Annotated in this window: 18 protein-coding genes; 7 read left to right on the forward strand and 11 right to left on the reverse strand. The window is 71.5% G+C overall.

All coding sequences use genetic code 11. The features are described from left to right. Window positions 1-137: 137 nt before the first annotated feature. The 6 genes from DMB66_RS19955 to DMB66_RS19980 form a co-directional block, all read right to left on the reverse strand. A complete protein-coding gene (locus tag DMB66_RS19955) occupies window positions 138-992 on the reverse strand; it encodes a carbohydrate ABC transporter permease (protein ID WP_125805615.1) in 855 nt (284 codons plus the stop codon). Then, on the reverse strand, window positions 992-1,939 hold the full coding sequence (locus DMB66_RS19960) for a carbohydrate ABC transporter permease (RefSeq protein WP_233624712.1): 948 nt from the start codon (window positions 1,937-1,939) through the stop codon (window positions 992-994). The genes DMB66_RS19955 and DMB66_RS19960 overlap by 1 nt, the downstream gene beginning before the upstream one ends. Window position 1,940: 1 nt before the next feature. Further along, window positions 1,941-3,206 (reverse strand): ABC transporter substrate-binding protein, encoded by a 1,266-nt coding sequence (locus DMB66_RS19965; protein ID WP_125805616.1) that lies wholly within the window; start codon window positions 3,204-3,206, stop codon window positions 1,941-1,943. Window positions 3,207-3,271: 65 nt separating this feature from the next. Beyond that, window positions 3,272-4,453 carry a carbohydrate binding domain-containing protein gene (locus DMB66_RS63840; protein ID WP_370318798.1) on the reverse strand — a complete coding sequence of 394 codons (1,182 nt, stop codon included), beginning with the start codon at window positions 4,451-4,453 and terminating at the stop codon, window positions 3,272-3,274. Window positions 4,454-4,567: 114 nt separating this feature from the next. Then, window positions 4,568-5,203: a hypothetical protein gene (locus DMB66_RS19975; protein ID WP_125805617.1), complete on the reverse strand. Its 636-nt coding sequence runs from the start codon at window positions 5,201-5,203 to the stop codon at window positions 4,568-4,570. A gap of 9 nt (window positions 5,204-5,212) precedes the next feature. Next, complete coding sequence (locus DMB66_RS19980) at window positions 5,213-6,010, reverse strand: alpha/beta fold hydrolase (RefSeq protein ID WP_233624713.1); 798 nt, start codon at window positions 6,008-6,010, stop codon at window positions 5,213-5,215. A 172-nt stretch (window positions 6,011-6,182) separates the two neighbouring features. Between DMB66_RS19980 and DMB66_RS19985 the strand changes: the two genes are divergently transcribed. Further along, window positions 6,183-11,096, forward strand: a complete 4,914-nt coding sequence (locus DMB66_RS19985) for a diguanylate cyclase (protein WP_125805618.1) — start codon at window positions 6,183-6,185, stop codon at window positions 11,094-11,096. A 20-nt stretch (window positions 11,097-11,116) separates the two neighbouring features. Here DMB66_RS19985 and DMB66_RS19990 read toward each other — a convergent pair whose 3' ends face one another. Beyond that, a complete protein-coding gene (locus DMB66_RS19990; protein ID WP_125805619.1) occupies window positions 11,117-12,322 on the reverse strand; it encodes an epoxide hydrolase family protein in 1,206 nt (401 codons plus the stop codon). Window positions 12,323-12,385: 63 nt separating this feature from the next. Here DMB66_RS19990 and DMB66_RS19995 point away from each other — a divergent pair, with 63 nt between their 5' ends. Then, entirely contained in the window at window positions 12,386-13,339 is a 954-nt protein-coding gene (locus tag DMB66_RS19995) for a YafY family protein (protein WP_125805620.1), read from the forward strand. 227 nt (window positions 13,340-13,566) lie between these two features. Beyond that, complete coding sequence (locus DMB66_RS20000) at window positions 13,567-14,274, forward strand: response regulator transcription factor (RefSeq protein WP_233624714.1); 708 nt, start codon at window positions 13,567-13,569, stop codon at window positions 14,272-14,274. 17 nt (window positions 14,275-14,291) lie between these two features. Here the strand turns inward: DMB66_RS20000 and DMB66_RS20005 are convergent, their stop codons facing one another. After that, window positions 14,292-14,750: a nitroreductase/quinone reductase family protein gene (locus tag DMB66_RS20005; RefSeq protein ID WP_125805621.1), complete on the reverse strand. Its 459-nt coding sequence runs from the start codon at window positions 14,748-14,750 to the stop codon at window positions 14,292-14,294. Between the two features lie 379 nt (window positions 14,751-15,129). Here DMB66_RS20005 and fdhA point away from each other — a divergent pair, with 379 nt between their 5' ends. Then, window positions 15,130-16,377 carry a formaldehyde dehydrogenase, glutathione-independent gene (gene fdhA, locus DMB66_RS20010; RefSeq protein ID WP_125805622.1) on the forward strand — a complete coding sequence of 416 codons (1,248 nt, stop codon included), beginning with the start codon at window positions 15,130-15,132 and terminating at the stop codon, window positions 16,375-16,377. A gap of 42 nt (window positions 16,378-16,419) precedes the next feature. On the opposite strand, the gene DMB66_RS20015 is transcribed toward fdhA, so the two are convergent. Further along, window positions 16,420-16,878: an iron chaperone gene (locus DMB66_RS20015; RefSeq protein ID WP_125805623.1), complete on the reverse strand. Its 459-nt coding sequence runs from the start codon at window positions 16,876-16,878 to the stop codon at window positions 16,420-16,422. 65 nt (window positions 16,879-16,943) lie between these two features. Continuing rightward, window positions 16,944-17,399 (reverse strand): carboxymuconolactone decarboxylase family protein, encoded by a 456-nt coding sequence (locus DMB66_RS20020; RefSeq protein ID WP_125805624.1) that lies wholly within the window; start codon window positions 17,397-17,399, stop codon window positions 16,944-16,946. A gap of 172 nt (window positions 17,400-17,571) precedes the next feature. Between DMB66_RS20020 and DMB66_RS20025 the strand changes: the two genes are divergently transcribed. Then, a complete protein-coding gene (locus DMB66_RS20025) occupies window positions 17,572-19,833 on the forward strand; it encodes a helix-turn-helix domain-containing protein (RefSeq protein ID WP_233624715.1) in 2,262 nt (753 codons plus the stop codon). A gap of 16 nt (window positions 19,834-19,849) precedes the next feature. Here the strand turns inward: DMB66_RS20025 and DMB66_RS20030 are convergent, their stop codons facing one another. After that, on the reverse strand, window positions 19,850-20,050 hold the full coding sequence (locus DMB66_RS20030) for a hypothetical protein (RefSeq protein WP_370318860.1): 201 nt from the start codon (window positions 20,048-20,050) through the stop codon (window positions 19,850-19,852). Between DMB66_RS20030 and lexA the strand changes: the two genes are divergently transcribed. Both lexA and DMB66_RS20040 read left to right on the forward strand, forming a co-directional pair. Then, window positions 19,956-20,729, forward strand: coding sequence for a transcriptional repressor LexA (lexA, locus tag DMB66_RS20035; protein ID WP_125805626.1), 774 nt, complete (start codon window positions 19,956-19,958; stop codon window positions 20,727-20,729). The two genes, DMB66_RS20030 and lexA, sit on opposite strands and share 95 nt — an antisense overlap. 85 nt (window positions 20,730-20,814) lie before the next feature. Further along, window positions 20,815-21,474: a hypothetical protein gene (locus DMB66_RS20040; protein WP_125805627.1), complete on the forward strand. Its 660-nt coding sequence runs from the start codon at window positions 20,815-20,817 to the stop codon at window positions 21,472-21,474. The last annotated feature ends 156 nt before the right edge of the window (window positions 21,475-21,630 follow it).

Raw genomic sequence — 21,630 nt, forward strand, 5'->3', positions numbered from 1 at the left:
GTCCATCACGGGAACCGAGATACCGACCATCCAGCCAGGAATGTATGCGGGCACACGTTGTGGGCGCGGAACTGTGGCGCACTACCTGCCGTTTTCGGGAATATCGAGGTCGGCGCCGGCGGTCCGGCGCTGCCACGTCAGCCCTTGAAGGCGCCGTCCATGATGCCCGTCACCATCCGCCGGCCGACGAAGACGAAGATCACCAGCAGCGGGACGGTGGCCAGGAACGACCCGCTCATGGCCAGGCCGAGATCGATGTCCCGATTGCTCTGCAGGGCCTTGATGGCGATCTGCACGGTGTACATCTCCGGCGACTTGAGCACGATGAACGGCCAGAGGAAGTCGTTCCAGGCGGTGACGAATCCGAACAGGCCCAGCACCAAGGCGGCCGGCCGGACCAGCGGGAACGCGATCCGCCAGAAGATCTGCCAGGTGTTGGCGCCGTCGATGCGCGCCGCCTGCAGCAACTCGTCGTTGAGCGCGCTGGACAGGTGCTGCCGCATCCAGAAGATCCCGAAGGCGCTGGCCAGCCCGGGCACGATCAGCGCCTGCAGGGTGTCCACCCAGCCCAGCGACGAGATGATCAGGTACTGCGGAATGACCGCGAGCTGGGTCGGCACGGTCATGGTGAGCACCACGAAGAGAAACAGCGCGTTGCGGAAGCGGAACCGCAACTTCGCGAAGGCGAAGCCGGCCAGCGCGCACAGCACGGCCTGGCCCACGCCGACGCAGACCGCGACGATCAGGCTGTTGGCGAGCGAGCGCAGGAACGGCACGGTGGTGAAGACCAGGTCGGCGAGGTGGAGGAAGTTGTCGCCGGGCACGACCGCCGGCGGCAGCTGGTACGCCGTGGCGCTGTCGGTGGTCGCCACGACGAACATCCAGTAGAGCGGGAACAGGCTGGCTGCCACGGCCAGGCCCAGGCCGAGATAGGTCCACCAGCGCACCCGTTCGACGGGCCGGCGGCGTGAGCGGCGGGTCATCGAGGTCATCAGCGTTCCCGTCGGACTCGGGCGGACAGCAGATAGTTGATCCCGGCGAGCACCACGACCATGACGAACAGCGCGACCCCGATGGCCGAGCCGTAGCCGAACTGGAACTGCCCGAAGCCCTGCTCGTAGAGGAAGAGCGTGAGCGTCTGGCATTGCCGGATCGGCCCGCAGGTCAGGCTCGCGGAGGGGTTGAGCAGCAGGGGCTCGGTGAAGATCTGCAGGCCGCCGATCGTGGAGGTCACCACGGTGAACACGATGACCGGCCGCAGCGAGGGCACGGAGATGTGGCGGAACTGCTGCCAGCCGCCGGCGCCGTCGACGGACGCCGCCTCGTACACCTCGCGGGGGACCGCCTGCAGCGAAGCCAGGTAGAGCAGGGTCGTGTAGCCGCACCAGCGCCAGGTGACCATCGCGGCGATGAGCAGGTGACTGCCCCAGGTGGACTGTGCGAAGTCGACGGGATCGATGCCCACGAGGCCGAGCAGCCAGTTGAGCATGCCGTAGTCGCGGTCGAAGAGTTGCGCGAAGACGATGGTGGTGGCGGCCACCGAGGTGACGTACGGGACCAGCAGGGACATCCGGAACAGCAGCGCGAACCGGAGCCGGACATGGTTGAGCAGGTGCGCCACGAGCAGGGCGATGATCAGCTGCGGAACGGTGGAGAGCACCCAGATGCTCAGCGTGTTGCGGACGGCGCCGAAGAAGCGGGGATCGTCGAAGAGCCGGCGGAAGTTGTCGAACCCCACGAAGACGTGCTCCCCGATGGGGTTCCAGTCGAACAGCGCGACGTAGAAGGTGAACAGCAGCGGGACGAGCCCGAAGATTCCGAAGATCACGAAGAACGGTGCGATGTAGACGTACGGTGCGATCCGTTCGCCCCAGCCTTCCCGGACCGGCCGGGCCGGTGCGGTGCGGACGCTCCGCACCGGGTCGAGAAGCGTGGCCACGCTACTTGCCGATGGCGGTCTTGATGTTCTTGACCGCCGCGTCCCACGCCTGCGCCGGTTGGCCCTTGCCCTGCTCGACGTTGGTGATGGCGTTCAGGAACTCACTTCCGATCGCGGAGCTGTCCGGCCCGATCAGGAACGGCTTGAGCCCGAGCAGCGAGTTCGTGTAGATCGTTCCGGTGGGCGCGTCGGAGAAGAACGGGTCCTTGAGACCGGTCAGCCTGGGGTCGGTGTAGACCGACGGCGTGGTGGGCAGCGCCCCCACGCTGACGAAGTGCTCGAGCTGGCCCTGCGGTGACTGGGTACCGGCGATGTAGTCCCAGGCCGCCTTCGCGTTCTTGGCGTTCTTGGGGATGGCCAGGTAGCTGCCGCCCCAGTTGCCCGACTTGCCGGGGATCGTGGCGATGTCCCACTTGCCCTTGGTGCCGGGGGCGTTGGTGCGGATGCTGTTGAGCATCCAGGAGGGCGCCGCGATGGTGGCGAACTGGCCCTGGTTCATGCCGGCGTTCCAGCCGCTGGAGAACGAGCTCTGCTTCGCGGTGATACCGGCCCCCGCGGCCTGTAGGCCGTAGTCGAACGCCTGCCGGACCTGCGGATTGGTGGCGTAGACCGGGGTGCCCCGCGGGTCGTAGTACTTTTCCGTGCCCTGGTTGACGGCCTGGTAGAAGACGCTGGTGGCGGCGTTGTCCACGAACGGCTTGCCGGTCTTCGCGGTGTATTTCCGGCCGGTCTCGATGTAGGCGGGCCAGGTGGGCCAGAGCTCGCTCACCGCCGCGCGGTCGGTGGGCAGGCCGGCGGCCTCGAACAGGTCGGTGCGGTACGCCATCGCCATGCCGCCGACGTCGGTCGGGATGCCGATGATCTGGCCGCTCTTCGCCGAGCTCTGCGCGATGACCCAGTCCAGGTAGTCGCCCTTGATCTTGTCGGCGCCCAGCTCCCGCAGGTCGTAGAAGTTCTGCGGCTGCTGGACGAACCTCGGCAGGTCGTCGCCCTGGATCAGGACGAGGTCGGGGATCTTGCCGCCGGCCAGCGCCGTGGTCAGCGCCTGGGCGGTCTCCGTGGAGGAGCCGACCTCGGTCAGTTTGATGGTCACGTCCGGATGCGTCTTCCGGTACTCGTCCACCGACTTCTTCTGGTTGATCCCGGTGAACGACCAGAACTCGAACGACTTGCCGTCTCCGGTGCTTGGCTCGGACCCACCGGAGCATCCGGCGCTGAGCGCGAGCACCGCAGCCAGCGCTATCGATGCCGCTCTGCGGAATTTCATGGATTCTCCCCGGAACTCATGAGTGTTCTGGCCGTGCCTCCGGTCGTTCCGGGATCCCCGGCGATTCACTGGAGGGACGCGTCGTCGATCAGGAACGGGGTCGTTCCGGACGTGCTCTCGACATAGAGGGTGGCGGCGGAGAGGGCGCCGGCCCAGGACACGGTCGCCGTTCCGGAGAGCAGCGTCCAGCCGCCGGCGCTGATCGGCGCGTCCGGCGTCAGCCGGACGTAGCTCGTGGTGCCGTTCGCGGTGACCGCCAGGGTGGTTTTGACGGTGGCCGTGCCGCTCTGCGCCCGGGCCCAGACGCTGGTGGTGTAGCTCCTGCCGTTGCTCAGCTTCGCCGTCACGGCCTGGCCGGGCCCGTTCCAGGACGCCGTGCGCCCGGTGGCCAGCAGCGATCGGGTGCCGCCGTGGACGGTGCCGGTGACCGACGACAGTGTCGCGCCGCCGAACGGTGCCCAGTCCGTCGTGCCGTTCTCCATGGTGCCGTTGGCGAGCAGGTTTCCGCCGCCGACCTCGCCGATGCTGCCCGGCACCGCACGCAGGGCCGCGAACCAGGTGGCGGCCATCTTGTCGTAGCCGCCCGCGGTGGGATGGACACCGTCGATGAGGTCGGCGGTGTTCAGCGCGGCGTGCATGTCGACGAGGTGGACGTGCCGTCCGGCGTTCACCTTGTTCCGCACGATGCCGGGAATGGTGGCGTTGAAGGCGCGGCCGGCCGTCTCCTGGCTCGCGGATGCCAGCGGGACGATGGTGGCGACGAAGACGTCGGCCTCCGGCGCGGCCGCGGTGATGTGGTCGATCAGGGTGGACAACCGGGCCGGTGCGCTCGCCAGGTTGTAGTTCTGCAGGACGTCGTTGGTGCCGAGGTGCAGCAGGACGCTGCGCGGCCTGGTGGCCGTGACCCAGCCGGTGATGGCGGCGTCGACCTGGTCGATGCGCCAGCCGGGGTGGCCCTCGTGGTCGTGGTCGCCCAGGGCGGCGGGCCCGTTGAACTGCGAGCCGACGAAGTCGGTCCGGTATCCGGCTGCGGCCAGGCGCTGCCACAGCCCGATGCGGTAGCCGCCCGGCACCTGGGTGCCCTCGGTGATCGAGTCGCCCAGCGGCAGCACGCGCACGCCGCCGTTGGACTCCGCCCGCGCGGCGTCGCCCGGGATCGCCGTACCGGCGACGACCAGGGCCAGCAGCACCAGGATCGACCGGATCCGATTGCCGGCCCGGGGGCGGGGGTCGTGGTTCGGCTGCACGGGAACTCCTCGGATGAGGGCCGGGACCGGCCGTCGGCGCTGATTCGATGTGAACGCTCACAATGCCTGGCACACATTCAGGTTCGCCAATATTGACAGACTGTTTCGCGTGGTTCAAGGCATGCGCTGACGACTCGCTGGCCGGCCTTCTCGTAACAGTTTTCGGCCCATTCTTTCCGGCGGCCCGCCATTGATTAATGGCCGCGGAGGAAATGCCCGGCGCGGCCACGCGACGTCGTCGATCGCGAGCCAGGGCGCGGCGGCCACGGCCGTGGGAGCGAGCCCGGCCAGGGCCATCGTCTCGCGGTGGAGGTGGGACTGGTCGGCGTAGCCGGCGGCGCGCAGCCTCTCCTCGGCCCGGCCGGCGTCGCGGCCCCAGACCTCGTCGAGGGCCACCACCGTCCCGCTGAGCTCGGCCGACGCGCCGAGCACGGCGGCCGCCGCGGCCGGCTCCAGCCGGATCTGGAGGCACTCGCCGAGCCCCCAGCCGGTCGCCCGGAGATCGCCGGGGAGGAGCCCGACGGCGACGCTGCCGCGCTCGTGCCGGCCATGGATGTCGTAGCCGATGCCCGCCCCGTCGCTCAGGTCGATGAGCAGGGTGACGGATGGATGCGCGACCATGGCGATGCCCACGGGCGCCGGGGCGTGCTGGCGGAATCCGGCCATGCTGATCCCGGGCAGCCGACCCGGCCGGCGCGGGACGGCGATGTCCACCCGCGCCCAGTCCGGCGGTGCCCCGCTCGACAGCACGTGACCAGCTTAGGGCGTGCCCAGCAGCAGCCGGCTGGTCGCCTCGGGCGCTTCGAGCACAGGCAGGTGACCGACGCCGGGCAGCAGCTCGACCCGCGTGTTCGGCACCGCGTCGTACCGGTGTGCCGACGAGGGCTCCCAGCGGGGATCGGCGGAGCCGAAGATCACCAGCACGGGGATCCCGAGGGCGGCGAGACGCTCGGGCACGCTCCGCTCGGCGACGTACGCGGTGTTCCGGCTCAGCACCGCCCTGAACGCGCGGTACGACGTGCCCCGCAGCTCGGCGACCAGGTCGTCCGGGACGTCCACCGGGCGGGCGGCCGTGGCCCTGATCCCGCCTCGGATCATCGCGTCCGACCGGATCGACCAGATGAGCGGGCCGAGCGGCGGGCCGAGCAGGACCCGCAGCACGAGCGGTTGCGGAAGGAGCGCGTCGAGACTCGGGCCGGTGCTGATCAGCGCGAGCGACCCGACCAGGTCGGGGCGCTGCTCGGCGAGCGCGGTGGCGACGTAGCCGCCGCTGGAGTGCCCGACCGCGGTGACCTGGCGAAGGCCGAGGCCGTCGAGCACCGCCGCCACCCGCCCCGCCTGCCCGGGCACGTCGTAGGACGGCGGAGGCGGGGACTGGCCGCAGCCGGGCAGGTCGACCCGGATGACGTGACGATGGCGGGCGAGCGCCGGGACCACCGGGCTCCAGCAGCCGCCCGAGGCTCCCGAGCCGTGGATGAGCAGCAGCGGCGGTGCCTGCCGCGGGCCGTCGTGGACCACGTGCATCCCGGGCGAGTGTGCGACGTCGTACTCGTTCATGCGGGAGATGATGCGGGGGCTGCCGGCCGCCGGTCTTGGAGAAATGTCGTGGTGGAGTCGATGACCGCCGGCCGGCGGTTCCGCTCAGACTTGCCGCGTTCCGGACGAAACAGAGTGAGAGGCCGAGCGACGCCGGCCGCAGCCCGGCTCGACCGCCTTGCGAGGACGACTGATGACGATCAACCTCGGTCAGCAGCTCGAACGGCCGGAGGTGGGCGTGTGCGCACCACCCGCCGAGACCCTCCATGAGAGCGCGCGGACCAGGATCCGGCGGGTACGGCTAGCCGGCGGGCTCGGCACGGTCATGCACAAGGAGCCGCTCGGCGCGGACTCCGAGCAGCGGCGCCGCCACGAGACGGCGATGCTGCAGCGCCTGGCGGGGGTGGCCGGGGTCGTCCAACTGGCCGCCGGGGCCGCCGGGCCCGAGGTGATCGTGCTCCAGGACCTCGGCGGCACGCCGCTGTCGGCCGCCGCGCCGGTCACCGGCCCGGCTCTGGTGGAGCTGGCGCTCAAGCTCGCCACCATCGTGAGCGGGATGCACAAGCGCGGGGTCGTGCACAAGGACATCAGCCCCGCGAACGTGGTCCGCACCGACGGCGGCGACCCGGTCCTCATCGACTTCGAGCTGGCGACGACGTTCGCCGAGGACCGTCCCAGCTTCGTGCACCAGAGCCAGATCGCGGGCACCCTCGCCTACATGGCACCGGAACAGACCGGCCGTACCGGTGGGGTGGTCGACCAGCGGGCCGACCTGTACTCCCTGGGGGCGGTGCTGTTCGAGCTCGCCGCCGGGCGGCCGCCGTTCCGCGACCAGGATCCCCTCCGGGTGATCCACGCGCACCTCGCCGAGCAACCCGCGGCGCCGGTGGACCTCAACCCCGAGGTGCCGCGGGTGCTCTCCGACATCATCCTGCGGCTGCTGGCGAAGGAACCGGACAAGCGGTACCAGAGCGCGGAGGGGCTCGCGTTCGATCTCGGCCTGGTCCGTGCCCGGCTCGCGGCGGGCGACCCGGCGCCGGTGGTCCTCGGCGAGCGTGATTTTCCGCTGCGGCTGGCGCCGCTGTCCCGGCTCGTCGGCCGGGACGCCGAGAGCGCCGCGCTGAAGTCCGCGTTCGAGGGGTCGCTCCGCGGCGAGTGCCGCGCCGTTCTGGTCTGCGGCCCGCCAGGCGTCGGCAAGACCTCGCTGATCGGCCAGTTGCGGCCGGCCGTCGCGGCCCGGGGCGGCTGGTTCGTCACCGGAAAGTTTGATCAGAACCGGTCAGATCTGGCGTCGGATGCCGTCGGCGAGGCGATCCGCGGGATGTGCCGGCTGCTGCTCGCCGAGCCGGAGGTACGCCTGACGCAGCTACGGTCGCGGATCGGCGCCTCGATGGGGGCCAACGCTCCCGTGCTGGCCGCCGTCCTGCCCGAACTCGCGGCGCTCCTCGACCTGCCCGCGGCGGAACCGGCCGCCCCGGACGGCGACTCGGAGGCCCGCCTGTTCCAGGCCGGCCTGCAGCTGCTGCGCGCGGTGGCGTCACCGGACCAGCCGCTGGTGATGCTCATCGACGGCCTCCAGTGGGCCGGGCCCACGCCGGTCCGGTTTCTCGACCTGGTCCTGCGCGACGAGGCACTCGACGGGTTGCTGATCGTCGGCGCCTATCGTGAGGTCGACACCGACCACCCCTGGGCGACGATGCTCGCGCGCTGGCAGCGGCTCGGGTGCGCACCCACCGTGGTGCGGCTGGAGAACCTGCCGAGGACCGAGCTGAGCCACCTGCTCGCCGAGATGTTGCGGCTGTCGGAGACCGACGCCGCAGCGCTGGCCGAGGCCGTCGCCGCCCGCACCGACGGCAACCCGTACGACAGCGTCGAGCTGGTCAACTCGCTGCGCCGCGACGGCGTCCTGACCGTGGGTGACGCGGGGTGGACGTGGGACCCCGCCGCGTTGCTCGCCTTCGTCGGCGACGGCGACGTGGCCGACCTGCTGTCGGCCCGGCTGCGGCAGCTGCCGGCCGCGTCGAGGGCGCTGCTGGACGTGATCGCGTGTCTCGCAGGCGACGTGGAGCTGGACCTGCTGGCGGCGGCCACCGGGGAGCCGGCCGCGACGATCCTCGAGCGGCTGGCGCCGGCGCTCGAGGACGGCCTGCTGGCCCTGGAACGTCCCTTCGGCCAGGGCGCCGAGGGCGGCTCGGTCCGGTTCAGCCACGACCGGGTCCGGCAGGTCGCGGACGCCGGCCTCGGCGACCGCCCGGCCCTGCACCTGGCGGCGGCCCGCCGGCTCGCCGAATACCCCGCGTTCGATACGGTCGCCGCGCAGCAATATCTCGCGGCCGTCGACTCCGTGCGCGAACCGGCCGAATGCCTGCGGGTGATCGGTCTGTTCCGGCTCGCCGCGGTACGGCTGCAGGTGGTCAACCCCGTCGCCGCGGAACAGTTCCTCGCGGCGTCGGCACAACTTGTCACCGAGGTGGCCGCCGCGGACCGCGAGCCGCTGCTGGCGGACGTGCGGATCGAGTGGCACGCGGCGCTGTACGCGCTGGGCCGGCTGGCCGAGGCGGACGAGATCTACTGCGAGATCGAGCGCCGCGACCCCGCTCCGCTCGTGCTCGTCTCCCCGGCCTGCGTGCACATGAGCAGTCTCATCTTTCGCGGGCGAACCGGCGAGGCGGTGGCGCTGTGCCTTGATCTGCTGCGCCGGCTCGGCCTGCAGGTGCCGGACCTGGAGGACATGGCCGCGGCGGCCGGGCGAGCGCTCCAGGCGTTGTCCGAGTGGGCCGAGGAGGTGAGCGCGGACGCCGACCAGCAGCGTCCGGAGATCAGCGATCCGCGGATCTCGGCGGCGGCCCGGGTGATCAACAGGGCGATGCCCGCGGCCTTCTTCAGCGACGAGCTCACCATGGCGTGGCTGGTGGCCGAGGCCTGCCGGCTCTGGACCGAGCACGGCCCGCATGCCGCCCTGGTGTGCCCGATCGCCCACGGGGCGGTGGTGACGGCAGCCCGCGACGACTTCCGGACCGGGTACGCGGCGGTGCGGCGCGCGCTGGCGGCCAGCGAGGCGCGCGGCTACGAACCCGAGACCTCGCAGGCCCGATTCCTGTTCGCGGTGAGTGCCGGGCACTGGTTCGAGCCGCTGGAGGACGACATTCAGCAGGCCCGCCAGGCGTACGAGGGATTGGTCCGCGCCGGGGACCTGCTGTTCGCCAGCTTCACCTTCCACGCCTCGACACCGTCGATGCTCGACTGCGCCGGCAGCCTGGACAGCTACGCGACCGAGGTGGAGGCCGGCATGTCCTTCGCGGCGCGGACGGGCAACGACCAGGCCAACTCGGTGTCGCTGCCGTTCCGCCAGCTGGTCCGCGCCCTGCGCGATGACTCCGCGGACCCGGCCGGCTGCTTCGCGGAGCCGGACTACCTGGCCGTCATCGACGAGCATCCCATGGCGTCCGCCTACCACCACATCACCCGGGCGCAGGTCGCGGCGATCTTCGCCGATGCCGGCGGCCTGCTCCATCACTCGGCCGCCGCGATGCCTTTGCTGCCGTTCATCCGCGGCGCCTACGCCACCGCCCGGGCGTACCTGCTGCGGGCTCTCGCATGTGCGGAACAGGTCCGCACCGGCGACCCGGGCGAGCGGGCCGGCGCGCTGGCCGAGCTCGACGCCTGCCGGCTGTGGCTCGCCCGGCGGGCCGTCGACGCGCCCGCCACCTTCAGCCACGTCGCCCGGCTGGCCGACGCGGAGCACGCCTGGGCCGTGGGCGACCACCGGGAGGCGGCCGTCGCCTTCGACGCCGCACTGGACGAGGTCGCCCCGCGGCGGCGCCTGTGGCAGCACGCGCTGATCGCCGAGCGCGCCGCGCGGTTCCACCTCGCGCAGGGCACGTCCCGCACCGGCCGGACGCTGCTGGCGGAGTCGGCGCAGCTGTACCGCGGCTGGGGGGCCGCCGCGAAGGTGCGGCAGTTGGAGGCGGCCCACCCGTACCTGCGTGCCCAGGGCGGCAACCAGCGGCTGCCCGGCGATTCGATCGCCACCACGATCCGGGTCTCGGTGGACTCCATCGACCTGATCGGGGTGCTCAAGGCGTCGCAGGCCCTGAGCTCCGAGACCAACCTGGACCGGCTGCGCACCCGGGTGGTCGACGTGTTGCGCACGCTGACCGGCGCCGACCGCGTCCAGGTCCTGGTCCGCCGGGAGCCGGACGGGTGGTTCCTCGCCCCGGACACCCGCGGCACCGAGCTGCCGGTGGCCGAGGCCGGCGAGCGCGGGATGCTCCCGCTGTCGGCCTTCCGGTACGCCGAGCGCACCCGCACCCCGCTGCTGGTGGAGGACGCCACCCGCGACGACCGCTTCGCCCGTGACCCGTACGTGGCCCCGCTGGAGTGCTGTTCGTTGCTGGTCGTGCCGATCCTCATGCACGGCGCCCCGCACGCGATGGTCGTCCTCGAGAACCGGCTGGTGCGGAACATGTTCACGCCGGGCCGCCTCGACGCGGTCCTGCTGATCGCCGGCCAGCTCGCGGTCTCGCTGGAGAACGCGACGTTGTACGCGTCGCTCGAACGGAAGGTGACCGAGCGGACCCAGGAACTGGCCTCGGCCAACCGGCAGCTGCAGCTGTTGAGCGTCACCGACCCGCTCACCGGCCTGGCCAACCGGCGCCAGCTCAGCGACCGGCTCGCCACGGAATGGCGACGCGGGCTCCGCTCCGGCACCGCGATGGCCGTCGCGATGATCGACGTCGACCACTTCAAGCTCTACAACGACCACTACGGCCACCCGGCCGGCGACGTCTGCCTGCGCCGGGTGGCCCAGGCGGTGAGCGACGCGATGCGGGCCGAGGACATCGTGGCGCGCTACGGCGGCGAGGAGTTCGCCGTCGTGCTGGTCGGGCACGACGCGGAAGAAGCCCGGACGGCCGCCGAACGGGTCCGCGCGGCGGTGGAGGCGCTCGACGAGCGGCACGCGATGGTCGCCGCGGGCCGGGTCACCGTCAGCATCGGGGTCGCCACGGTCGTGCCGACCGCGGAGTCCACACCGGAGCAACTCGTCGCCGCCGCCGACGCCCAGCTCTACCAGGCCAAGCGCGGCGGACGGAACCGGGTGGCCTGAGCCGGGGTGCGGTGCCCCGCTCAGCGCACCGTACGGAAGAAGTCGCGGACGTCGGTGACGAAGAGCCCGGGCTGTTCCATCGCGAAGAAGTGCCCGCCGCGGTCGTACTCCGACCAGTGCACGACGTTGTGCTCGCGCTCGGCGAAGCGCCGGATCGTGATGTCGCGCGCGGTGGAGACCAGCACCCCGGTGGGCACGGTGCCCCGCGCGGCGCCGGACCAGTCGCCGTCGGCGGAGTCCCCGCTGTCCCAGTCACCCGAACCGCTGTCCCAGGCGTTCGCGGTGATGTCCTCGTAGTACACCTGCGCGGCCGAGCCGCCGGCGGCGGTGAGCCAGTACAGGGTGACGTTGGTGAGCAGCCGGTCCCGGTCGACGACCTGCTCCGGGCCCTCGTCGGCGGGGTGGTCGGTCAACCGCTGGAACATCTCGACGATCCAGGCGAGCTGCGCGGCCGGCGAATCGGTCAGCCCGTAGGCCAGGGTGTGCGGCGACTTCGCCTGGATCTGCAGATAGCCGTCGTTGTAGCTGTTCGCCGCCCGCAGCCGCTGCTGCTCGGCCTCGGTGAGCCCGTCCAGCTCGCCGTCGGCGCCGATCGGGTACGTGACCAGCGCGTTGACGTGGACGCCGAGGACCCGCCGCGGGTCCTGCCGGCCCATGGCGGGCGCGACGTAGGAGCCGGTGTCGCCGCCCTGCACCCCGTACCGCTGATAGCCGAGGCCGGACATCAGCGCGAGCAGGGCGCCGGCCATCTTCTCGCTGCCCCAGCCCGATCCGGCGAGCGGTGTGGAGAATCCGAAGCCGGGCAGCGACGGGATCACCAGGTGGAACGCGTCGCCGGGGTCGCCGCCGTGGGCCCGCGGGTCGGACAGCGGGCCGATGGTGTCGGCGAACTCCACGAACGAGCCCGGCCAGCCGTGCAGCAGCAGCAACGGGGTCGCGTCCGGCTCGGGGGAGCGGACGTGCAGGAAGTGGATGGTCTGGCCGTCGATAGCGGTGACGTACTGGGGAAACTTGTTCAGCGCCGCCTCGTGCGCGCGCCACTCGTAGCCGGTGCGCCAGTATTCGGCGAGGCCCCTCAGATACGCCGCCGGCACCCCGCGGCTCCAGCCGACATCCGGCAGCGCGTCCGGCCAGCGGGTGTTGGCCAGCCGGGCGTTCAGGTCGTCGAGCTGCGCCTGCGGGACGTCGATCGTGAACGGGCGGATGTCCACTTCGTTGTTCGTCATAACCACAACGCTAGAAGGCGCTTAGGTCAGTTTCGGTCCTAACAATGGTGCAGACTTCGTGGCATGGCGCAAACGTCGGCCCGGCTGCTGAAACTGTTGTCTCTGCTTCAGACCTACCGGCACTGGTCCGGCGCGGAGCTGGCCGAGCGGCTCGGCGTGGCCGGCCGGACCGTGCGCCGCGACGTCGAGCGGCTGCGCGAGCTGGGCTATCCGGTGCACGCGACCCAGGGCACCGCCGGCTACCGGCTGGGTGCCGGGAACGCCCTGCCACCCCTGCTGCTCGACGACGAGGAGGCGGTCGCCGTGGCGATCGGCTTGCGCACCGCCACCGCCAGCTCGGTGACCGGCATCGAGGAGACCTCGGTGCGGGCACTGGCCAAACTGGAACAGGTGCTGCCGGCGCGGCTGCGGCACCGGGTCACCACCCTGCAGCGCGCCACCGTCCGGGCCGGTGGCCACGGGCCGACCGTCGACCCGGACGTGCTCGTCGCGATCTCCGAGGCGTGCCACCGCCGGGAGCGTCTGCGCTTCGACTACACCACGCACGGCGGCGACCGGATCACCCGGACAGCCGAGCCGCACACCCTGATCAACTGGGGACGGCGCTGGTACCTGCTCGCCTGGGACGTCGACCGCGAGGATTGGCGTACCTTCCGGGTCGACCGGATCCGGCCACGGACCCCGACCGGACCCCGCTTCGCCCCTCGCGAACCGCCCGGCGGCGACGCCACCGCCTACCTCGCCCGCCAGCTCTCCGCAGGCCAGTGGGCGGTCCGGGCGACGATCACGATGCACCAGCCGGCCGAGGTGGTCTCCGCGCGCGTCTGGCCCGGCATGGGCGCCGTCGAGGCAGTCGACCGGGACAGCTGCCTGCTGCACCTCGGCGCCGAGTCGCCCGCCGACCTCGCCTGGATGGTCGCGGTGATCGGGGTCGACTTCACCGTCACCGAGCCGCCCGAACTCGTCGCGGCCATCCACGCCCTCGGTGAGCGCTGCCGCCGCGCCCTCGACCCCTGATCTCTTGACCTGAAGTGAGGTTGAAGCTTGCGGCCTGGTGGGGGTGTCGGCCGCAGCCGGTAGTGATACGCGCCCGGATGGTCGAAGGTTCAATGTTTCGGTTGTGTTAATGACCACCTCTGATCGCCGGTCCGCGGGCCGGGTCGGATCCGTACCAGGGGGCACTGAAGGCTCGTCAACGATCGTTGTTGCACACCAGAAGGAGCCCGCGGCATGGAATCGAACACGTGAGGACCGTCGACCGCGACCAGGTGTGCCTGGTATCGACGGTCGATGAGGCCGCGGCGGCGTCGATATCCATCGCGCTCGTCAGCCACGACGGGGCACAACCACCGACGTTGACCCCGCTGCGTCCGCGGGTGACCGGCAACGTCTCCGCCGTGCGTCCCACCGACGACGTGGTCATCTGCTACAGCGACGCCCCGGCCTCGGATGTGGCGGGGCTGCACCGGGCCCTGGGCAGGGACATGCCGGCCGTGCTCGTCGCGGCCCGCGGCTTCGACCCGCAGGACGTGATCACGGCCTTCGACCACGGTGCCACCAGCTATCTGGTGCTCACCCAGACGCCGGAATACTGCATCGTGGACGCCGCGGTCACCACCTCCCGGGGCGAGAGCTGCCTGAGCCCGATCGCCGCCACCACGCTGCTGCGGCATGTGCACCGGGCCACCTTCGCCGAGCCGGGCGAGCCTGTCCAGACCGACAAGCTCACCCTGCGCGAGCGGCAGATCATGGAACTGCTGGTCATCGGGCACACGATCGCGGAGATCGCCGGCCACCTCACGCTGACGGGCAAGACGGTGCGCAACAACCTGAGCAACATCTACGCCAAGCTGCAGGTGCGCCGGCAGTCGGAGGCCATCCTGCTCTGGCTGAGGTATCAGCCCCAACCGGAGCCGGTCGGGGTGGGCGGCCGCTACCGGATCGCCACCTGAGGCAGCAGCCGCCGATCTCAGCCGAGGTCGGAGCCGTCCACTCCGGACGTGTCGATCCGGGTCAGCGTGACGACCGGGATCACCCGGGTGGTCTTCCGCTGATACTCCCCGAAGCCGGGCGCCGCCGCGACCACCTCGGCGAAGAGCGCGTCGCGTGCGGCGCCGGCGGGCGCGGCGGCGATCGCCTCGTAGGTCTCCCTGCCCGTCTCGACGGTGACGACCGGGTGCCGCAGGATGTTGTGGTACCAGTCCGGGTTCTTGTCGGCGCCCATCGCCGAGGCGACCACGACGGGCCGCCCGCCGATCGTCAGGTATGCCAGCGGGCTCGTCCGCGGCTTGCCGGTGCGGGCGCCGACGGTGGTCAGCAGCGCCAGCGCCGAGCCCTCGAAGGGCCCGCCGACGCGTCCCTCGTTGGCCCGGAATTCCTCGATCACCTGTCGCTGGAAGGCGTTGAAGTCGAAGCCTGTGTCGGTCATGCGTTCCTTTCGTCCGGTCGTGGATCCGGCGGAAGGGGCGGCACCATGAGAAAAGGGCACAACGATCCGTATGTCGACCACATATCGACGGAGGGGCGCCACAATGCGACCGCGATCACGCGGTGAAGAGTGAGCATTGGGCGGTGCAAGAGACGGAATCGCGCCGATCTCTCAATGGCAGAGCCACTACCTCCGGGGTAGGCCCATACGGGGCACCCGAGCACTTTACTTCAAGATCGTCGGCAGTGGCAACGGGGCCGTATGTGATGAATGCGACTATCGGCATGTCTTGTACATATTGATGGTTCTTTTTGCCGGGCGACGCGAGAAACATGGGAAGTCCGGCACCGTCGCGTGCAATCAGGAACGGAGCAACGAGATGACAGGCAACAGAGCGGTTGTCTATCAGGGGCCCGGCCAGGTCGAGGTCCGCGACAGCGACTACCCGACGTACGAGATGAAGGACGGGCCCGGCGTCAACAAGGCCAATGTCGGCCGGCGGACGCCGCACGGCGCGATCCTCAAGACCGTCGCCACCAACATCTGCGGCAGCGACCAGCACATGGTTCGCGGGCGCACCACCGCCCCGGAAGGGCTCGTGCTCGGGCACGAGATCACCGGGGAAGTCGTCGACACCGGTCCGGACGTGGAGTTCATCAAGGTGGGCGACGTCTGCTCGGTGCCGTTCAACATCTCCTGCGGACGGTGCCGCAACTGCAAGGAGCGCAAGACCGGCGTCTGCCTCAACGTCAACCCGGACCGGCCCGGCTCGGCGTACGGCTATGTCGACATGGGCGGCTGGGTCGGCGGTCAGGCCGAGTACGTGATGGTGCCGTACGCCGACTGGAACCTGCTGAAGTTCCCCGATCGGGACCAGGCGATGGAGAAGATCCTCGACCTGGCCATGCTGACCGACATCTTCCCGACCGGATATCACGGGTGCGTCAGCGCCGGCGTGACGACCGGATCCACGGTGTACGTCGCCGGCGCCGGCCCGGTCGGCCTGGCCGCCGCGACCTCGGCGTTCCTGCTCGGCGCGGCCGTCGTCATCGTCGGCGACCTCAACAAGGAGCGGTTGGAGCAGGCGCGCAGCTTCGGCTGCGAGACCGTCGACGTCGCCCAGGGCGACCCGGCCGAGCAGGTTCAGCAGATTCTCGGCCGGGACGCCCCGGCGGTCGGCCAGCCGCTGGTCGACGCCGCTGTCGACGCGGTCGGCTTCGAAGCACGCGGGCACGGCGCGAATGCCGGGACCGAGATGCCGGCGACCGTCCTGAATTCGCTGATGGACCTCACCAGAGCCGGCGGCGGCATCGGGATCCCGGGCCTGTATGTGACCGGCGACCCCGGCGGGGTCGACGAGGCGGCGAAACAGGGCTCGCTGTCGATCCGGCTCGGCCTCGGCTGGGCCAAGTCGCATTCGTTCGTCACGGGCCAGTGCCCGGTGATGAAGTACAACCGGGAACTGATGATGGCGATCCTGCACGACCGGGTGCGGATCGCGAAGAACGTCAACGCCACCCCGATCCCGCTCGACCAGGCCCCGCGCGGCTACCAGGAATTCGACCAGGGCGCGGCACGCAAGTACGTCCTCGACCCGCACGGCATGCTCGGCGGGCGCGCCAACTGACCGAACAGGCTGCCGCGCCGGCCAGGCCGGCGCGGCAGCCGCTCAGCTCACCGCCTGCTTCACGAGCGCGCCGATCCTCGCCTCGGTCTCGGCGGTCAGCCCGGTCAGCGCGAAGTACGCCGGCCACATGGCGCCGTCATCCAGGTTCGCCTCGTCGCTGAAGCCGAGCATCGCGTACCGCGTCTTGAACTTCGCCGCGCTCTGGAAGAAACAGACCACCTTGCCGTCGCGGGCGTAGGCGGGCATCCCGTACCACAACTTCGGCGAGAGGCCCGGCGCGCTGGCCTTGATCACGGCGTGCAGCCGCTCGGCGATCGCGCGGTCGGACTCCGACATCTCGGCGATCTTCGCGAGCACGTCGTTCTCCGGGTCGGGCTTGGCCGCCCGCCGGGCGCCCGCCTTCAGTTCCTTGGCGCGCTCCTTCATCGCGCCGCGCTCCTCGTCGGTGAAACCGTCGTACTTCTCGGCGTTCGCGGTCGTGGTCTTCGTCGTGTTCGGCATGACAATGTCCTATCCGTGGTGGGTGGTTGACGCGGGTGGTCGATGCGGTCGTGCTCAGAACCGGGTCACCAGCTGCCCGCCTGCTGGCGGGTCGGCGCGTTGAGCCGGTTGAAGGCGTTGGCCATCGCGATGGTGAGCAGCAGCGCCGCCAGCTCCTTCCGGTCGAAGTGCTTGGCGGCCATGTCCCACACCTGGTCCGGCACCGGGTCCGGCCGGTCCGCGAGCCGGGTCACGGCCTCGGTCAGGGCCAGGGCGGCGCGTTCCTCGTCGCTGAACCAGGGCGTCTCCCGCCACGCGGCGACGGCGTGCACCTGGTCGTCGGTCGCACCGTGCCGGCGGGCCTGGTGGACGCCGCCGGCCACGCACGGGCCGCAGCCGTTGATCTGGCTGGCCCGCAGGTGGCTCAGCGCCAGCAGCTTGCCGTCCACCCCGGCGCCCGCGACGGCCTTGTTGACGGCCATCAGGGCATCCATCGCCTCGGGGAGCAGAACCGCCGGGTTCGGCATGCGCTCGGTCGACATCGCGTCTCCTTCGTCGGGGGAGTGGTGGGTGTTGCTGACAGGAGTCATCCGACCACCGGCGCGCCGCGGCCCGCGCGGTCCGTGGGACACCGTGGGACACCGAGACCCGGGCCCAGCTGCACCAACGCCTCGCCGATCCGCTCGCGCGGGGCGGGACGGTACGGTGTTGCACGTGTCCAGCCCCCAGGAACGACTGGTGGCCCAGCTCGCCCGGATCAAGGAGCTGAGCGGGCACAGCCTGCGCGCCCTCGCCCGCGAGTCGGGCCTGAGCAGCTCGTCGCTGTCGCGGTATCTGACCGGGCGGCTGGTGCCGCCGTGGGAGGCCGTCGTGGCGCTGTGCCGCGTCGTGGGCCGCGACCCCCGGCCGCTGCGCGCGGTGTGGGCCGAGGCCGCCGACGCCGGCGCGGCGCCCGCCCCGCGCCGCAACGACCTGCCGGCCGACCTGTTCGACTTCACCGGTCGGGAGGAGGAGTCCGCGCTGGTCGAAGGGCTGCTGCGCACCGCGGGCGCGGTCGCGGTCGACGGCATGGGTGGCGTGGGCAAGACCAGCCTGGCCGTGCACGTGGCCCATCGGCTCGCTCCCGGCTATCCGGACGGCGGGCTCTACCTCGACCTGCGGGGCTTCACCCCGGGCCAGGAGCCGCTGGACCCGCAGGCCGCGCTGGGCCGGCTGCTGGGCGCGCTGGAGGTCACGCATCCCCCGGCCGGCACCGCCGAACGCGCGGCGCTCTGGCGGTCGGAGCTGTCCCGCCGGCGGGCGCTGGTCGTGCTCGACAACGCGGTCGACGCGGAGCAGGTGCGCCCGCTGCTGCCCGGCGCGGGGAAATCCGCGGTCCTGGTCACCAGCCGCCATCGGATGGTCAGCCTGGACGGGGTGCCACCGGTGTCCCTGGAGCCACTGGCCGACGGCGCCGCGGCGCGGCTGTTCGGCCGGGCGGCCGGGCTTACCGAGGACGCCGGGCATGCGGAGGAGGCAGGGGTCGGCCAGGTGCTGCGGCAGTGCGGCGGGCTCCCGCTGGCACTGCGGATGGCGGGCGCGCGGCTGCGCCACCGCCCCGGCTGGACGGTGGCGGTGCTGGCCGAGCGGCTGCGCGACAACGCCGGCCGCTTCGACGCCGTGTTCGGCATGTCGCTCCAGCAGCTCGACGCGGCCCAGCGCCGGATGTTCCGGCTGCTCGGCGTGCTGCCGGGCGCCGACTTCGACGCACCGGCGGCGGGCGCGCTCGCCGACCTGCCGCCCGGCCAGGTCGGCGCGGTGCTGGAGGAGCTGGTCGACGCCCACCTGATCCAGGAGCTCACGCCGGGCCGGTACAGGATGCACGACCTGATCCGGCAGTACGCCACTGACCTCGCCGCCGACGAGGAGCCGCAGGCCGACGCCGCCCTGCGCCGGGTCCTGAACCACTATCTGGCGCAGGCGGCCGCCCACGATCGGCAGCTGCCCTCGCCGCACCGCCCGGAGCCCGCACCGGGCGATCCGGTGCGGGCCATGGCCTGGTTCGACCTCGAATACGTCAACCTGGTCGCCTGTTTCGACGCCGCAGTGCGGCTCGGTGCGGACGAGGTGGTCGCCGAGCTGCCGCAGGCCCTGCGGGTCTGGTTCTTCCGGCACCGCGGCACCGACGACCAGGCCCGCCTGCTCGAAGCCGCCGCGGCCGCCGCCGCCCGGCTCGGCCGCGACCAGCAGCGGGCCGGGCTGCTCGCCGAACTCGGCTACGCCCGTGCCGCCGCCGGGCGCCTCGCCGAGGCGCTCTCGGCGTACGAGCTGGCCGAGCGGTCCGGGCCGGACGACGACGACCTCGCGGCCGGCCTGGCGCTGCGGATCGGCCTCGTGCGTAGGGATCTCGGCGACCTCGAAGCGGCACAGGCGCACTTCCGGCGGGCAGGCGAGCTGTTCGAGAAGATCGGGCGCCCGGCCGGGCGGTCCCAGGCGCTGGCCTTCGACGGATGGGTGACGCTTCGCCTCGGCCGGCCCGGCGCAGCCGTCAAGCTGGCCCGGGTATCCGTCGCCCTGGCCGACGGGCCCGCCCGGATCACCGGGCTGGTCACCCTCGGTGTCGCCCTGGCGGGGCAGGAGCCGGTGGAGTCACTGCGCACCCTGCACGACGCGTTGCGGCTGGCCGAGCAGCACGACCTTCAGCACCACCAGGCGTGGTGCCACAACTATCTCGGCGTCGCGCTGCGGATCACCGGTTCGATCGACCAGGCGCTCGAACACCACCGGCGCGCCTTCGAGCTGCTGGAGCCGCTGGCCGAGGCGCAGCTGGAGATCGACTGCCTGCACACCTTCGCCGAGACGTGCCGGGTGGCGGGCCGCCACGACGAGGCGCTGGAGCTGCTCGACCGCACCATCGCGCTGGCGCGTGAGCTGGGCCGGCCGCACGACGAGAAGCTCGCCCGTGCGGCGCGGAAGACCGTGCGCGCCGGCGGTTGAGCCGCCGGCACCGTTGCTACGGCGACCGGGTCGCGGAGGCGTGGGCAAGCGCCGACGGCGTTCGATTGCCGACGATCGCCGGTGCCTCGTGGATCAGCTCGTCGTTGGTGAGGGCGTCGACCATGAACAGCGCGAAGTCCACCCGGCGCGTGGGGTCGCACTTGAGGATCGGGTCGCCCGCGTGCCGTTGCTGTCGGTCATTCCCAGCGAGCCTCACCGCGTGCGGGCCGGGGATGGGGCAGGATCCTGAGGTGCTAGAAGCTGATTATCCCGACACGTCCGCGCTCACCCCTCGGCAACGGGCGATTCTGACCGTCATCCGGGACTGGGCGGTCAGGTACGGCTACTCGCCGTCCACCCGCGAGATCGGCGACGCGGTCGGGCTGGCCTCGACCTCGTCGGTCAGCAGGCACCTGCGCGTCTTGGAGGAGCGCGACTTCCTGCGCCGGGGCAGCACCGCGACCCGCCCGGTCGACGTGCGCATGTTCCTGGAACCGGCGGCCCGCGCCGAGGGCGACCCGACCACGGTGGGCGTCCCGCTGGTCGGCACCGTCGCCGCCGGGAGCCCGATCCTGGCCGAGGAAGCGCCCGGGGAGACCCTCACGCTGCCCCGTGAGCTGGTCGGCCGGGGCAACCTGTTCTGCCTGCGGGTCCAGGGCGATTCGATGATCGACGCGGCCATCTGCGACGGTGACATCGTGGTGGTGCGCCAGCAGCCCGAGGCGTACAACGGTGACATCGTCTGCGCGATGATCGACGACGAGGCCACCGTCAAGGTCTTTCGGCGCCGTGCCGGCCACGTGCTGCTCGAGCCGCGCAACCCGGCGTACCAGAATATCGACGGTGACCGGGCGGTCGTGCTGGGCAAGGTGGTGTCGGTTCTCCGACGCGTCTGAGAAAAGCCGGGCCGGCGGTGAACGAAGCTCCGATTCGGTGGGACGAACAAGAGGACAGAACCCACGAACAAGGAGCAACGCCGTTATGCGTTTTCATTTGTCTTCCCGCCGGCTCGGCACCGCCGTGCTGCTCGGACTCGCACTGACCCTGGCCGGCACCGCCGGTGTCGCCACCGCCGCCGGGAAGGCCGGGAACGCGGCCAGTGCGGCCGCTTGTGAGGGCGCGGTGGTCCACACCGTCGACGTCGCTCAACCGGGCCCGCTGCCGCGGCTGTGCGTCGCCGTCGGCGGGGTCGTGCGGCTGGTGAACATCGGGCCGGGCTCGCTGGTCGCGCAGCCGTCCACCATGGTCAACTGCTTCTACGCGGCCGGCACCTACCAGTGCCGCCTGATCGGCACGGGCACGGTGCGCTTCACCCTGGCGCCGGATGCGCGCGTGCTGACCGTCCAGGTGCCCGCGGCCGTGCCCGGGCAGCCCTCGACGGCCTGCTCGCCGAAGGGCAGCGTGCTGGACTTCGACACCAACGAAGAGATGCCCTGGTGGTCGCCGTGCCTGCGGGTCGGTGCGACGCTGCGGGTGGTCAACCTCGGGCCCGGCCTGTTGAAGGTCACCCCGGCCGACGCGGTGACCTGCTACTACGAGGCCGGCATCCACGCCTGCCAGTTCCGCCGGCCGGCGAGCGTCGTCTTCACGGCCACCCTGGACTCGACCAGTCGTTCCGTGACGGCCGTGGCAGTCCGCTAGCCATATGACTGCCGGCCCACCCCACGCCCGGTGTGGAGTAGGCCGCGGTCATCGGCATCGTGCAGGGTCCGGGCCGTGGGTCATCCCGCCGCGGCCCGCTCGACCTCCTTGAGGACCAGCCGCAGCGTCTGCGACTGGCGCTCCGCCGGCAGTGCG

The sequence above is a fragment of the Actinoplanes sp. ATCC 53533 genome (assembly GCF_003947245.1).

Bases quoted from the DNA above. Each gene is read 5' to 3' on its own strand.
- DMB66_RS19955 (WP_125805615.1), bottom strand. From the start codon at position 992: ATGACCTCGATGACCCGCCGCTCACGCCGCCGGCCCGTCGAACGGGTG.
- DMB66_RS19965 (WP_125805616.1), bottom strand. From the start codon at position 3,206: ATGAAATTCCGCAGAGCGGCATCGATAGCGCTGGCTGCGGTGCTCGCG.
- DMB66_RS19980 (WP_233624713.1), bottom strand. From the start codon at position 6,010: ATGAACGAGTACGACGTCGCACACTCGCCCGGGATGCACGTGGTCCAC.
- DMB66_RS19985 (WP_125805618.1), top strand. From the start codon at position 6,183: ATGACGATCAACCTCGGTCAGCAGCTCGAACGGCCGGAGGTGGGCGTG.
- DMB66_RS19990 (WP_125805619.1), bottom strand. From the start codon at position 12,322: ATGACGAACAACGAAGTGGACATCCGCCCGTTCACGATCGACGTCCCG.
- DMB66_RS19995 (WP_125805620.1), top strand. From the start codon at position 12,386: ATGGCGCAAACGTCGGCCCGGCTGCTGAAACTGTTGTCTCTGCTTCAG.
- DMB66_RS20005 (WP_125805621.1), bottom strand. From the start codon at position 14,750: ATGACCGACACAGGCTTCGACTTCAACGCCTTCCAGCGACAGGTGATC.
- fdhA (WP_125805622.1), top strand. From the start codon at position 15,130: ATGACAGGCAACAGAGCGGTTGTCTATCAGGGGCCCGGCCAGGTCGAG.
- DMB66_RS20015 (WP_125805623.1), bottom strand. From the start codon at position 16,878: ATGCCGAACACGACGAAGACCACGACCGCGAACGCCGAGAAGTACGAC.
- DMB66_RS20020 (WP_125805624.1), bottom strand. From the start codon at position 17,399: ATGTCGACCGAGCGCATGCCGAACCCGGCGGTTCTGCTCCCCGAGGCG.
- lexA (WP_125805626.1), top strand. From the start codon at position 19,956: ATGAACAGCGCGAAGTCCACCCGGCGCGTGGGGTCGCACTTGAGGATC.
- DMB66_RS20040 (WP_125805627.1), top strand. From the start codon at position 20,815: ATGCGTTTTCATTTGTCTTCCCGCCGGCTCGGCACCGCCGTGCTGCTC.